14 protein-coding genes are annotated in these 11,781 nt (G+C 72.5%); 4 read left to right on the top strand and 10 right to left on the bottom strand.

Annotation, left to right across the window (positions count from 1 at the left end):
• From ACFY9S_RS14465 to hisD, 7 genes are read right to left on the bottom strand one after another with little or no spacing between them, the layout of a single operon-like run.
• Entirely contained in the window at positions 1-402 is a 402-nt protein-coding gene (locus tag ACFY9S_RS14465; RefSeq protein WP_391127394.1) for a Rid family hydrolase, read from the bottom strand.
• A complete protein-coding gene (priA, locus tag ACFY9S_RS14470) occupies positions 399-1,124 on the bottom strand; it encodes a bifunctional 1-(5-phosphoribosyl)-5-((5-phosphoribosylamino)methylideneamino)imidazole-4-carboxamide isomerase/phosphoribosylanthranilate isomerase PriA (RefSeq protein WP_391127397.1) in 726 nt (241 codons plus the stop codon). The genes ACFY9S_RS14465 and priA overlap by 4 nt, the downstream gene beginning before the upstream one ends.
• Complete coding sequence (gene hisH / locus ACFY9S_RS14475) at positions 1,121-1,765, bottom strand: imidazole glycerol phosphate synthase subunit HisH (protein WP_391127400.1); 645 nt, start codon at positions 1,763-1,765, stop codon at positions 1,121-1,123. The genes priA and hisH overlap by 4 nt, the downstream gene beginning before the upstream one ends.
• Positions 1,762-1,926 carry a hypothetical protein gene (locus ACFY9S_RS14480; protein ID WP_180989661.1) on the bottom strand — a complete coding sequence of 55 codons (165 nt, stop codon included), beginning with the start codon at positions 1,924-1,926 and terminating at the stop codon, positions 1,762-1,764. Before ACFY9S_RS14480 ends, hisH begins: the two co-directional genes overlap by 4 nt.
• Positions 1,923-2,516: an imidazoleglycerol-phosphate dehydratase HisB gene (gene hisB / locus ACFY9S_RS14485; protein ID WP_031132046.1), complete on the bottom strand. Its 594-nt coding sequence runs from the start codon at positions 2,514-2,516 to the stop codon at positions 1,923-1,925. The genes ACFY9S_RS14480 and hisB overlap by 4 nt, the downstream gene beginning before the upstream one ends.
• Entirely contained in the window at positions 2,513-3,625 is a 1,113-nt protein-coding gene (locus tag ACFY9S_RS14490) for a histidinol-phosphate transaminase (protein ID WP_391127405.1), read from the bottom strand. The genes hisB and ACFY9S_RS14490 overlap by 4 nt, the downstream gene beginning before the upstream one ends.
• Positions 3,622-4,947, bottom strand: coding sequence for a histidinol dehydrogenase (gene hisD, locus ACFY9S_RS14495; protein ID WP_391127408.1), 1,326 nt, complete (start codon positions 4,945-4,947; stop codon positions 3,622-3,624). The genes ACFY9S_RS14490 and hisD overlap by 4 nt, the downstream gene beginning before the upstream one ends.
• A 178-nt stretch (positions 4,948-5,125) precedes the next feature.
• Here hisD and ACFY9S_RS14500 point away from each other — a divergent pair, with 178 nt between their 5' ends.
• The 4 genes from ACFY9S_RS14500 (at position 5,126) to ybaK (ending at position 9,116) form a co-directional block, all read left to right on the top strand.
• A complete protein-coding gene (locus tag ACFY9S_RS14500) occupies positions 5,126-6,703 on the top strand; it encodes an oxidoreductase (RefSeq protein ID WP_391127411.1) in 1,578 nt (525 codons plus the stop codon).
• Between the two features lie 121 nt (positions 6,704-6,824).
• The gene (locus ACFY9S_RS14505; RefSeq protein WP_391127414.1) at positions 6,825-7,856 is read left to right on the top strand and encodes a hypothetical protein; all 1,032 of its coding nucleotides are present in this window, start codon (positions 6,825-6,827) and stop codon (positions 7,854-7,856) included.
• An 11-nt stretch (positions 7,857-7,867) separates the two neighbouring features.
• Positions 7,868-8,608: an LON peptidase substrate-binding domain-containing protein gene (locus ACFY9S_RS14510; protein WP_391127416.1), complete on the top strand. Its 741-nt coding sequence runs from the start codon at positions 7,868-7,870 to the stop codon at positions 8,606-8,608.
• A 10-nt stretch (positions 8,609-8,618) separates the two neighbouring features.
• Entirely contained in the window at positions 8,619-9,116 is a 498-nt protein-coding gene (gene ybaK, locus ACFY9S_RS14515) for a Cys-tRNA(Pro) deacylase (RefSeq protein WP_391127419.1), read from the top strand.
• Here the strand turns inward: ybaK and ACFY9S_RS14520 are convergent.
• The 3 genes from ACFY9S_RS14520 to ACFY9S_RS14530 all read right to left on the bottom strand — a co-directional run bounded on the left by ACFY9S_RS14520 (position 9,103) and on the right by ACFY9S_RS14530 (position 11,757).
• Positions 9,103-9,801, bottom strand: coding sequence for an AAA family ATPase (locus ACFY9S_RS14520; protein ID WP_391127422.1), 699 nt, complete (start codon positions 9,799-9,801; stop codon positions 9,103-9,105). The two genes, ybaK and ACFY9S_RS14520, sit on opposite strands and share 14 nt — an antisense overlap.
• 56 nt (positions 9,802-9,857) lie before the next feature.
• Positions 9,858-10,679, bottom strand: a complete 822-nt coding sequence (locus ACFY9S_RS14525; RefSeq protein WP_391127425.1) for an ABC transporter permease — start codon at positions 10,677-10,679, stop codon at positions 9,858-9,860.
• Between the two features lie 103 nt (positions 10,680-10,782).
• A complete protein-coding gene (locus tag ACFY9S_RS14530) occupies positions 10,783-11,757 on the bottom strand; it encodes an ATP-binding cassette domain-containing protein (RefSeq protein ID WP_391127672.1) in 975 nt (324 codons plus the stop codon).
• Positions 11,758-11,781: the final 24 nt, after the last annotated feature.

The following is an 11,781-nucleotide window of genomic DNA, read 5'->3' on the forward strand; positions in this document are numbered from 1 at the left end:
CTAGTGTTCCTGTGAGGGTGTCCCTCTGAATGCTTCCACTTCCACCGACACCAGGACCCGGGAGTCCATGAAGCCCTGCACGATCAGCAGGGTCGTGACCGGGCGTACGGTGTCGAACAGTTCCTTGTGGGCCCGGCCCACCGCGTCGACGTCCCGGGCGTGTGCCAGGCACACGCGGGTGCGGATCACGGACTCGGGGGTGAGCCCGAACTCGCCGATCGCCTCCAGGGCGGTGGTGAAGGCCACCTTGGTCTGCTCGTACGGGTCGCCCTCGCCGTAGAGGACGTCGCCCTTGAAGGCGGTCGTGCCCGCTACCAGCACACGGTCGCCCGCCGCTACGGCGCGTGCAAAACCGAAGGATTCTTCCCAGGGACTTCCGCTCTGCACACGCGTTACGGTCATGACGACACAGCCTCCAAGGCCTCTTCCAGGGTGAACGCCTTCGCGTACAGCGCTTTCCCGACGATGGCGCCCTCGACACCGATCGGGACGAGGCCGGCGATGGCTCGCAGGTCGTCGAGCGAGGAAACCCCGCCGGAGGCCACGATCGGGCGGTCGGTGGCGGCGCAGACGTTGCGCAGCAGTTCCAGGTTCGGCCCCTGGAGGGTGCCGTCCTTGGCGATGTCGGTGACGACGTACCGGGCGCAGCCCTCCTTGTCGAGGCGCTCCAGCGTCTCGTAGAGGTCGCCGCCGTCGCGGGTCCAGCCGCGGCCGCGCAGGGTCGTGCCGCGGACGTCGAGACCGACCGCGATCTTGTCGCCGTGCTCGGTGATGACCTTGGCGACCCACTCCGGGGTCTCCAGGGCGGCCGTGCCCAGGTTGACGCGCTTGCAGCCGGTGGCGAGGGCGGCGGCGAGGGTGTCGTCGTCGCGGATGCCGCCGGACAGCTCCACCTTGATGTCCATCGCGTTCGCGACCTCGGCGATGAGCTCGCGGTTGTTCCCGGTGCCGAACGCGGCGTCCAGGTCGACCAGGTGCAGCCACTCGGCGCCGGAGCGCTGCCAGGCGAGGGCGGCCTCCAGCGGGGAGCCGTAGGAGGTCTCCGAGCCGGACTCGCCGTGCACCAGGCGGACGGCCTGGCCGTCCCGGACGTCCACGGCGGGGAGGAGTTCGAGCTTGCTCACAGTGTTCCGATCCAGTTGGTGAGGAGCTGGGCTCCGGCGTCGCCGGACTTCTCGGGGTGGAACTGCGTGGCCCACAGGGCGCCGTTCTCGACGGCCGCGACGAACGGCTTGCCGTGGGTGGACCAGGTGACCTTGGGGGCCTCGATCGCCGGGTTGAGCGTCTCCAGCGACCAGTCGTGCACGGCGTAGGAGTGCACGAAGTAGAAGCGGGCGTCCGCCTCGAGGCCTGCGAACAGCTGCGAACCGGGCGCCGCCTCGACGGTGTTCCAGCCCATGTGGGGCACGACCTCGGCCTGGAGCGGCTCGACCGAGCCGGGCCACTCGTCGAGGCCCTCGCTCTCCACGCCGTGCTCGATGCCGCGCTCGAAGAGGATCTGCATGCCGACGCAGATGCCCATGACCGGGCGGCCTCCGGACAGCCGGCGGTCGACGATCCAGTCGCCGCGCGCCTCGCGCAGGCCCGTCATGCAGGAGGCGAAGGCACCGACGCCGGGCACGAGCAGGCCGTCGGCGTTCATGGCCTTGTCGTAGTCGCGCGTGATCTCGACGTCGGCTCCGGCGCGGGCGAGGGCGCGCTCGGCGGAACGGACGTTGCCGAAGCCGTAGTCGAAGACCACCACGTTTTTCCGAGGGGCGCTCAATTCCACACCTCCAGCCTCACGACTCCGGCCGCCAGGCACATCGCGGCGCCGATCGACAGCAGCACGATCAGGCCCTTGGGCATCTTCTGCTTGATGAAGGAGTAGATCCCGCCGGCGAGGAAGAGGCCGACGACGATCAGCAGGGTCGACGTGCCGTTCACAGGGCGCCCTTCGTGGACGGGAGGATGCCGACCGCGCGCGGGTCGCGCTCGGACGCGTACCGCAGGGCCCGGGCGAGCGCCTTGAACTGGCACTCCACGATGTGGTGCGCGTTGCGTCCGTAGGGCACGTGCACGTGCAGGGCGATCTGCGCCTGGGCCACGAAGGACTCCAGGATGTGCCGGGTCATGGTGGTGTCGTACTCGCCGATCATCGGCGCCATCTTCTCGGGCTCGGTGTGCACGAGGTAGGGGCGGCCGGACAGGTCGACGGTGACCTGGGCGAGGGACTCGTCCAGGGGGACCGTGCAGTTGCCGAAGCGGTAGATGCCCACCTTGTCGCCGAGGGCCTGCTTGAAGGCGGCGCCGAGGGCGAGGGCGGTGTCCTCGATGGTGTGGTGCGAGTCGATGTGCAGATCGCCCTCGGTCTTCACGGTGAGGTCGAACAGACCGTGCCGGCCGAGCTGGTCGAGCATGTGGTCGTAGAAGCCGACGCCGGTGGAGATCTCCGTCTTGCCGGTGCCGTCGAGGTCGATCTCGACGAGGACCGAGGTCTCCTTGGTCGTCCGCTCCACGCGTCCGGTGCGGCTCATGAACTCTGCTCCTTCTTCAGTGCACGTACCGCGTCGAGGAACGCGTCGTTCTCTTCGGGGGTTCCGGCGGTGACCCGGAGCCGGCCGGGCACGCCGTTGTCCCGGACCAGGACGCCCCGGTCGAGGATCTTCCGCCAGGCCTCGTGGGAGTCCTCGAACCGGCCGAACTGCACGAAGTTCGCGTCCGACGCGGTCACCTCGTAGCCGATCGCCAGCAGTTCGGTGACCAGGCGGTCCCGTTCGGTCTTGAGCTGTTCGACGTAGCCCAGCAGCGTGCCGGTGTGCTCCAGGGCGGCCAGGGCGGTCGCCTGGGTCACGGCCGACAGGTGGTAGGGCAGCCGGACCAGCTGGACGGCGTCGACGACGGCGGGGTGCGCCGCGAGGTAGCCCAGGCGCAGGCCCGCCGCGCCGAAGGCCTTCGACATCGTGCGGGAGACGACGAGGTTCGGGCGGCCCGCCAGCAGCGGCAGCAGGGAGTCGCCGTGGCTGAACTCGATGTACGCCTCGTCGATCACCACCATCGAGGGCTTCGCCGCCTGCGCGGCCTCGTACAGCGCGAGGACCGTCTCGGGCGGGACGGCGGTGCCGGTGGGGTTGTTGGGGCTCGTGATGAAGACGACGTCCGGCTGGTTCTCGGCGATGGCCTTCCGGGCGGCGGCGAGGTCGATGGTGAAGTCCTCGTTGCGGGGGCCGGAGATCCAGCCGGTGCCCGTGCCGCGCGAGATGAGGCCGTGCATCGAGTACGACGGCTCGAAGCCGATGGCCGTGCGGCCCGGTCCGCCGAAGGTCTGCAGCAGTTGCTGGATGACCTCGTTGGAGCCGTTGGCCGCCCAGACGTTGGCCACGCCGACTTCATGGCCGGAGGTGTCGGTGAGGTACTCCGCGAGCCGAGTGCGCAGCTCGACCGCGTCCCGGTCCGGGTAGCGGTTGAGGTTGCGGGCCGCCTCGCGGACCCGCTCGGCGATCCGTTCGACCAGCGGCTCGGGCAGCGGGTAGGGGTTCTCGTTGGTGTTCAGCCGTACGGGGACGTCCAGCTGGGGCGCGCCGTAGGGGGACTTGCCGCGCAGCTCGTCCCGTACGGGGAGATCATCGATGCGTACGTCGTTCACTTGCCCTGGGGAACCTTCCAGTCGAACCTCGCCTTGATCGCCGCGCCGTGGGCCGGCAGGTCCTCCGCCTCGGCCAGCGTGACCACGTGGTGCGCGACGTCCGCCAGCGCGTCCCGCGTGTAGTCGACGATGTGGATGCCGCGCAGGAAGGACTGGACGGACAGGCCCGAGGAGTGGCAGGCGCAGCCGCCGGTGGGCAGGACGTGGTTGGAGCCGGCCGCGTAGTCGCCGAGGGAGACCGGGGCCCAGGGGCCGATGAAGATCGCGCCGGCGTTGCGGACCCGGTCGGCGACGGCGGCGGCGTCGGCCGTCTGGATCTCCAGGTGCTCGGCGCCGTACGCGTCGACCACCTTGAGGCCCTCGTCGACACCGTCGACCAGCACGATCGCGGACTGCCTGCCGGACAGGGCCGGGACGATCCGGTCGTCGACGTGCCTGGTGGCCGCGACCTGCGGTTCCAGTTCCTTCTCGACCGCGTCGGCGAGCTCGACGGAGTCGGTGACGAGGACGGCGGCGGCCAGCGGGTCGTGCTCGGCCTGGCTGATCAGGTCGGAGGCGACGTGCACCGGGTCGGCCGTGTCGTCGGCGAGGACCGCGATCTCGGTCGGCCCGGCCTCGGCGTCGATGCCGATCCTGCCGGTGAAGTAGCGCTTGGCGGCGGCGACCCAGATGTTGCCGGGGCCGGTGACCATGTTCGCGGGGGCGCAGGACTCGGTGCCGTAGGCGAACATCGCGACGGCCGTGGCGCCGCCGGCGGCGTACACCTCGTCGACGCCGAGCAGCGCGCAGGCTGCGAGGATCGTCGGGTGCGGCAGGCCGCCGAAGCCGGCCTGGGCGGGTGAGGCGAGCGCGACGGATCCGACGCCGGCCTCCTGCGCGGGGACCACGTTCATGATCACGGAGGACGGGTACACGGACCGGCCTCCGGGCGCGTAGAGCCCGACGCGATCGACCGGCACCCACTTCTCGGTGACGCTGCCGCCGGGCACGACCTGGGTGGTGCGCGTCTCGCGGCGCTGCTCGCGGTGGACGATCCGGGCGCGGCGGATGGACTCCTCCAGGGCGGCGCGCACGGCCGGGTCGAGCTCCTCCAGCGCGCGCGTGATCGCTGCGGCCGGCACCCGGACCTGGTCGAGCCTGACCCCGTCGAACCGCTCGGCGGCGTCGATCAGCGCCGCGTCGCCCCGATGATGCACGTCCTCGCAGATCGGACGCACCTTCTCCAGGGCGGCCGCTACGTCGAAGTCGGCTCGGGGCAGCAGGTCACGCAGGGCGGGGCCGTCGACAAGGGCATCGCCGCGCAGATCGATTCGGGAGATCACGTGCTCAATTCTCTCAGACCTGGGTGAGGCGCCGTTCGCGCGTATCAATGGCTGATACAGAAACCCGCAGGAACCCGGAGGATCTCCTTCACTTTGTGCGTTCGGCGCGTCACACAGCGGGCATGAACAGGTGTACGAGGTAAGTGACCCGCGAGTACCCGGGGAGGATGGAAAAGCTGTGACCGAGGGGGCCGGCGTCCGTGCCGGGGATCCGCCCGACGACCTGACCGCGGCCGAGACCGGCATGTGGCAGGCCTTCCGCAACGGCACCGTGTACGACCTGAGCAGCGGCGACGCCCTGGAGGACGATCCGCACGGCGGCCGTCCGTGGGGCGAGGAGCGGACCGTCCGGGCCCGGGTCGTGTGCTGGCTGCTCCTCGACGGCCCGCCCGCCCTGGCCGGCCGCGTGTCGTCGCTGAAGCTGATCGGCGTGCGGGTCAGCGGCTCACTGGACCTCGCGGGCGGCACCGTCGTGCCCTACGTCGAGATGCGCCGGTGCCGGTTCGAGCAGGACGTGCTGCTGCCGGAGGCCCGCTTCACCACCCTGCGGATGGTGGACTGCTCCGTGCCGCGGCTGGAGGCGGCCCGGGTGCACACGGAGGGCGATCTCCATCTGCCGCGCTGCCGCTTCCACCACGGCATCCGGCTCACGGACGCGCAGATCGGCACGGACCTGATGCTCAACCAGGCGATCGCACACCGGGACCACAGCGGCCGGTCGATCGCGGCGGACGGCCTGACCGTCGGCCAGGACCTGCAGGCCGAGCTGCTGGAGTCGCACGGCGAGCTGAGCCTGCGCGCCGCCACCATCGGCGTCTCCCTGAGCCTGCGCGGGGCGCGTCTGTCCCATCCCTTCGAGCGGCTCGCGCTGAACGCCCCGCAGCTGACCGTCGAGCGCAGCCTGTATCTGACACCGGCGGGGGTCGGCGCCCAGGCGATGAGCGGGATGACCCCGGCGCAGGGGACGCGGATCCAGCGCTTCGCGTGCGAGGGCGGGATCCGGCTGGACGACGGCCGGTTCGGCGACGCCGTCGACTTCGAGCAGGCCCGGTTCACCCTCACGGACGACCAGGAGCTGTCGCTGCGCCGGGTGCAGACGCCGGAGCTGCGGTTCCTCGGGGAGCAGCCGGCGCGCGGGCGGGTGGTGCTGTCCGGGGCGAGGGTCGTCAACCTGATGGACCGGGCGGACGCCTGGCCGGGCCCCGGGCGGCTGCACATGGGCGGCTTCGCCTACGAGAACCTCGTGCCGCGCGGGCCGTTCCCGCTGGCCGAGCGGCTGGACTGGGTGGCCGCGGCGACCGCCGAGTACAACCCGGAGCCGTACGAGCGGCTCGCGGCCGTACTGCGGGCCGGCGGCGAGGACGAGGACGCCCGGGAGGTGCTGCTCGCCAAGCAGCGCCGGCATCGCGAGAGCCTGCCGATGGCGGCCAAGCTGTGGGGGTACGCGCAGGACTGGACGGTCGCCTACGGATACCGGCCGGGCCGGGCCGCGGTGTGGATGGCGGTGCTGTGGGCGGCGGGGTCCCTGGCGTTCGCGCGGGCCGGGCATCCGCCGATGAAGCGGGGCGAGCACCCGGAGTGGAACCCCACGCTCTTCACCCTCGACCTGCTGCTGCCGGTCATCGACCTGGGCCAGGTGGGCTTCTGGCAGTTGCGCGGGGGCTGGCAGTGGCTGGGGGCGGCGATGATCCTGCTGGGCTGGATCCTGGCGACGACGGTGGCGGCGGGCGCGACGCGGCTGCTGCGGCGCAACTGATGGTGCTGGTGTGACCACAGTTATGGAACTGTCATGGTTTTACGCTCTCTTGACCATTGGATGTACAACTTTCCGTAGGTTCCATGAACAGTCTGGCGCCGTCACGACCAGCCGACCTTCAATGGTCGGCACCATGGCAATGCAGCTCCCGTTCATCCGCGCGAGCCGGATGGCAAGGCCCGCCCCCCACCTCGTCGGCGAGCCGCGCACCGACGACGAGGTGCTGCTCGACGCACCCGACGCCCGGCTGAGTCCGGCCCTTGTCGCCGCCGCCCGGGGCGACCACGGGCCGGCCGCCGCGCTGCTCCTGGCCACGCGTGCGGCAGCCGAGTGGGAGCGGCGCGACCGGTACGTGACCCGGCTGGCCGCCTTCGCGCGCTCGCGGCCCGAGTGGCTGGACGCCTGGCTCGCCACCGCCCCGCAGGACCCCGACGCGCTCCTGGTCGGGGCCCAGCTGGCGGTGGACCGCGCCTGGCAGTCACCGGCCCGGGCCGAGCTGCTGCGCGAGGTGAGCCCGCTGATCACGGCCGCGGCCCGGGGCGACCAGCGGGACCCGGTGCCGTGGCGGCTCGCGCTCGACCACGCCCGGGGCGCACAGGCCGGGCACACCTACTTCGAGGAACTGTGGGCGGCGGCCGTCCGCCGTGCCCCGCACCACTACGGGTGCCATGTGGCGGCCCTGCGCTACCTGGCCACCTACTGGCACGGCTCGCACCACGAGTGCTTCGACTTCGCCGACCGGGCCGCCCAGGACGCTCCCGCCGGCGCGCTCGTCCAGGCCCTGCCGCTGCGGGCGGCCTTCGGCTATCTCACCGACGACTGCGGGCCCGAGATCCCCCGCGAGCGGCTGGACACGGCGGCCGACCGGGCGATCGCGCTCTCCCCGCGGCTGCCGGCGGCCGACCCCTGGCCGGCCCGGATGCGCAACCTGCTGATCTTCGTCCTGGTGCGCCTGGAGCGCTGGCAGGACGCCACCGAGCAGCTGCGCCTGAACGGCCCGTACGCCACCTCTTTCCCCTGGGAACGGGTGTCGGACGACCCCCTCGGGCACTTCCTTCGGGTGCGCGAGGACATCCAGGTCGGGGCGGCCGTGAACCCCTCCTGGCATCCACGGAGCGAACGGGGCGGGCGAGTCCGTCCCGGCGACCATTAGGCTTTTGCGTCGTGACCACCGTCCGGCTCCCCCTCTTCCCCCTGAACTCGGTACTGTTCCCGGGGCTCGTGCTCCCGCTCAACGTCTTCGAGGAGCGGTATCGCGCCATGATGCGCGAGTTGCTGAAGACGTCCGAGGACGAACCGCGCCGGTTCGCCGTCGTGGCGATCCGCGACGGCCACGAGGTGGCCTCGACCGCGCCCGGCATGCCCGACCCGACGGCCCTGCCCGAGCGGGGACCGGCGGCCGGCTTCGGCACGGACCCGGTCAAGGCGTTCCACAAGGTGGGCTGTATCGCGGACGCGGCGACGATCCGGGAGCGCACCGACGGCTCCTTCGAGGTGCTGGCGACCGGCACGACCCGGGTCAAGCTGCTGTCGGTCGAGGCGTCCGGGCCCTTCCTGACGGCCGAGCTGGAGCCGCTGGAGGAGGAACCGGGCGACGAGGCCGCGCCGTTGGCCGAGGGCGTGCTGCGGTCCTTCCGCCAGTACCAGAAGCGGCTGGCCGGGGCGCGGGAGCGGTCCCTGGCGACGGGGGCCGAACTGCCGGACGAGCCGGGCGTGGTGTCGTACCTCGTCGCGGCCGCGATGATGCTGGACACCCCGGCCAAGCAGCGTCTGCTCCAGGCCCCCGACACGGCGTCCCGCCTGCGCGACGAGCTGAAACTCCTTCGCTCGGAGACGGCGATCATCCGTAGTCTGCCGTCGTTGCCCGCGTCGGAGCTGACGCGCGGCCCGATGAGTCTCAACTGAGCGGATCGGCATGGCGAAGAAGTCGAAGAAGCAGCAGCCAGGCGGCACCCCCGCGACGGTGGCCCTCACGGCGGCGGGCACGGCGTACACGGTCCACTCCTACGACCACGACCCCGCACACTCCTCCTACGGCGAGGAGGCGGCCGAGGCCATGGGCGTCTCCCAGGACCGCGTGTTCAAGACCCTGGTCGCTGACGTCGACGGCACCCTGACGGTCGCGGTGGTCCCGGTGGCGGGCCGGCTGGACCTGAAGGCCCTCGCGACGGCCGTGGGCGGCAAGCGCGCGGCGATGGCCGACCCGGCCCTGGCGGAACGCACGACGGGCTACGTCCGGGGCGGCATCTCGCCCCTGGGCCAGCGCAAGAAGCTGCCGACGGTCCTCGACGCATCCGCCGCGGCGCACGCGACGATCTGCGTGTCGGCGGGCAGGAGGGGCCTGGAGGTGGAGCTCGCCCCGGAGGACCTCCGGCAGCTGACCGGGGCGGTCCTGGCGCCTATCGGCCGTTAGCCGCAGACGGCTCCTGGTACGGCCCGGCCGCGAACTCCGGTTCCGGATCACGGGGTCCGAACAGCGCCATGAGCCCGAGGTGCAGGACCAGCGCGGCGAGCGGCCAGGCCAGCAACGCCCCCTTGGCGCCCAGCTTCAGGGGGGCGTCGAACGTCACGCCCCGCCCGACGGCCCGAGCGTGCGCGATCACGTCCTCGGCGGGCCCGAGCCACACCCCGATCCGCCAGGCGAGCAGCGAGCCGAGCAGCCCCCCGAGGGCCAGCCCCACCACCAGCGGCACGCCTCCGCGCCGCCGCAGCAGGAAGACGACCAGCGCGCTGACGGCCCCGAAGGCCAGCCCGAGGAGCGTGAAGGTGCCGTCGACCCCGATGCCCTGCTCCCCCTCGGTGTCCTTGAGATAGACGACCCAGTTCTTCTCCACCACGTCGCCGACGAGCGGCACGTGCGGCGCGAGCCACCACCACAGCACTCCGAGCAGCAGCCCGCTGAGCGCCACGGCCACCGCGACCACGGCGGCCTCCCGCAGTTCCGTCTTCATCCCGGGGCCGTCCTGTCCGTACCAGCCGTGCCCGGCGTACTCGGCGTGCTGGGACCCGGGCGCCGCGGGCCCGGCGGCCGGCGGCTGCCACGAACCCTGTGCGGAGTGTTCATGCGGCGGCGGTGGCGGAGTCAGTGGTGCGGTCACCCTGCCATCGTGCCAGGCCCGCCTGTGTGCCGCGCCACCGGACGACCCCTCCTCGCTCACCGGACGGCCGCCCGGCGGTAGGCCCAGGTCGCCACGGCCAGCGAGACGACGCCCACGACGCCGCACACGGCGAGGTCACCGAGCACGAAGGCCCAGTCGGTATGCGGTCCGAACGTCCGCGCGAAGGCCTCCACGCCGTACGTCGACGGCAGCAGGTCCCGCGTGAAGCGCACGGCCTGAGGCATCCGGTCCGCCGGCAGCACGCCCAGCAGCAGCGCCGCCGACATGCCCAGCTGCCCGAGCAGCGTGGCCAGTTCCGGCCGGGGCGCGAGCAGCCCCAGCGCCGCACCGAGCCCGGCCAGCGCGGCGCCCGCCAGCGGGATCACCGCCATGAGGATCCACAGATGGGCCATCGGCAGTCCGAACAGCACACAGCCGAACACCGCGGTCACGACGGTCCCGGGCACGGTGAACGACGCGTACGCGCCCGCCGCGCCCAGCACCACGGCCGCGGGCGGTACCGGCAGCGTGGCGTAGTGGTCGAGCCCGCCGCTGGCCCGCAGCTGCCCGAAGTACTGCGCGAGCAGGTTCAGCGCGACGAAGGCCACGACGAGGACCGACGACCCGGCGACGACGGCCTGCGCCTCCGCCCCGTCGTCCACGACCCCGCGCATCAGGATCATGATCCCGACCGACTGGAAGGTCGCCACGAACAGCAGCGGGATCCGCGCCACCCTCGCCCGGGACAGCTGGGCCCGGTACACGGCCGCCAGCGACGGCCACAGCCGCGCCCGAGGTCCGAGCTCGGCCGCGCACGCGGCGGGCTCCTCCACGGCCAGGGCACTGCCCGGCAGGACTTCGGCGGGTACGACACTCACGTCGCGCTGCTTCCCTTCGCTGGGGTCCACTGCGGCAGTCGCCTGTTCGGTACGTATGCGGCGGCCGGTGTGCTCACGGCCCGCGCGCCCGGCGCCCTCGTGCTCACACCTTCACCAGCCCCTGCTGGACGGCACCGCCGAGGGCGAGGTACACGTCCTCCAGGCTCGGCGTGGTCAGGGTGAAGTCGTCCAGGGCGGCGAAGGCGGCCCCGCCGGTGACGGTCGCGACGACCGCACGCGCCTCCTCGGGCCCGAGCCGGAGCGTCCAGCGGCGGCCCGACTCCACGACGCGGTCCTTCAGCGCGGCCACCTCGGGCACGTGCAGCGGAGCCGCCTCCCGCCACACCAGGTCGACGCGCACCTCACCGGCCACCCGCTCCTTGAGCCCGGCGGGGGTGTCGCAGGCGATCACCCGCCCCCGGTCGAGGACGGCCACCCGGTCCAGCACCGTCTCGGCCTCGATGACGTTGTGGGTGACGAGCAGCACGGTCGTCCCGCGCTCGGCCCGGCGCCGGTCGACGGCGGACCACACGGCCCGCCGCGCCACCGGGTCCATGCCGGTGGTCGGCTCGTCGAGCACGAGCAGCGGCCGCTCCCCCACCAGGGCCGCGGCGAAGCACGCCAGGCGCCGCTGGCCCCCGGAGAGCTTCTTCAGCGGCCGCCCGGCGAGCGGCGCGAGCCCCAGCTCGTCCAGGACGGCGTCCCGCTCGGCCCGTGCCCGCCGTACGTCCAGGCCGCGCAGCCGCCCGGTGGTCTCGGCGGCGAGCGACACGGTCAGCTCGTCGAGGGCGGTCGACTCCTGCCCGAGGTAGGCGAGGATCCGAGCGGCCCGCTCGGGGTGGCGCACGATGTCGTGCCCGAGGATCTCCACGCCGCCGCGGTCGGGCCGCATCAGCCCGGTGAGCTGGCGTACGAGGGTGGACTTGCCGGCGCCGTTCGGCCCGAGCAGGCCGAAGATCTCGCCGCGGCGGATGTCGAGCGTCACGTCGTCGGTGGCCCGGACCTCAGGGGTTCCGGGCGTGCCGCGCCGGCCCCGGACCGCCGGATAGGTCTTGGTCAGCCCGCGCACCGCGCACACGACGTCACCATCGTGCCGAAATGC

Origin of the sequence: Streptomyces sp. NPDC012474 (genome assembly GCF_042955185.1) — a bacterium.
In the GTDB taxonomy this organism is placed as follows: domain Bacteria; phylum Actinomycetota; class Actinomycetes; order Streptomycetales; family Streptomycetaceae; genus Streptomyces; species Streptomyces cahuitamycinicus.

Bases quoted from the DNA above. Each gene is read 5' to 3' on its own strand.
- ACFY9S_RS14465 (WP_391127394.1), bottom strand. From the start codon at position 402: ATGACCGTAACGCGTGTGCAGAGCGGAAGTCCCTGGGAAGAATCCTTC.
- hisB (WP_031132046.1), bottom strand. From the start codon at position 2,516: ATGAGCCGCACCGGACGCGTGGAGCGGACGACCAAGGAGACCTCGGTC.
- ACFY9S_RS14505 (WP_391127414.1), top strand. From the start codon at position 6,825: ATGGTCGGCACCATGGCAATGCAGCTCCCGTTCATCCGCGCGAGCCGG.
- ybaK (WP_391127419.1), top strand. From the start codon at position 8,619: ATGGCGAAGAAGTCGAAGAAGCAGCAGCCAGGCGGCACCCCCGCGACG.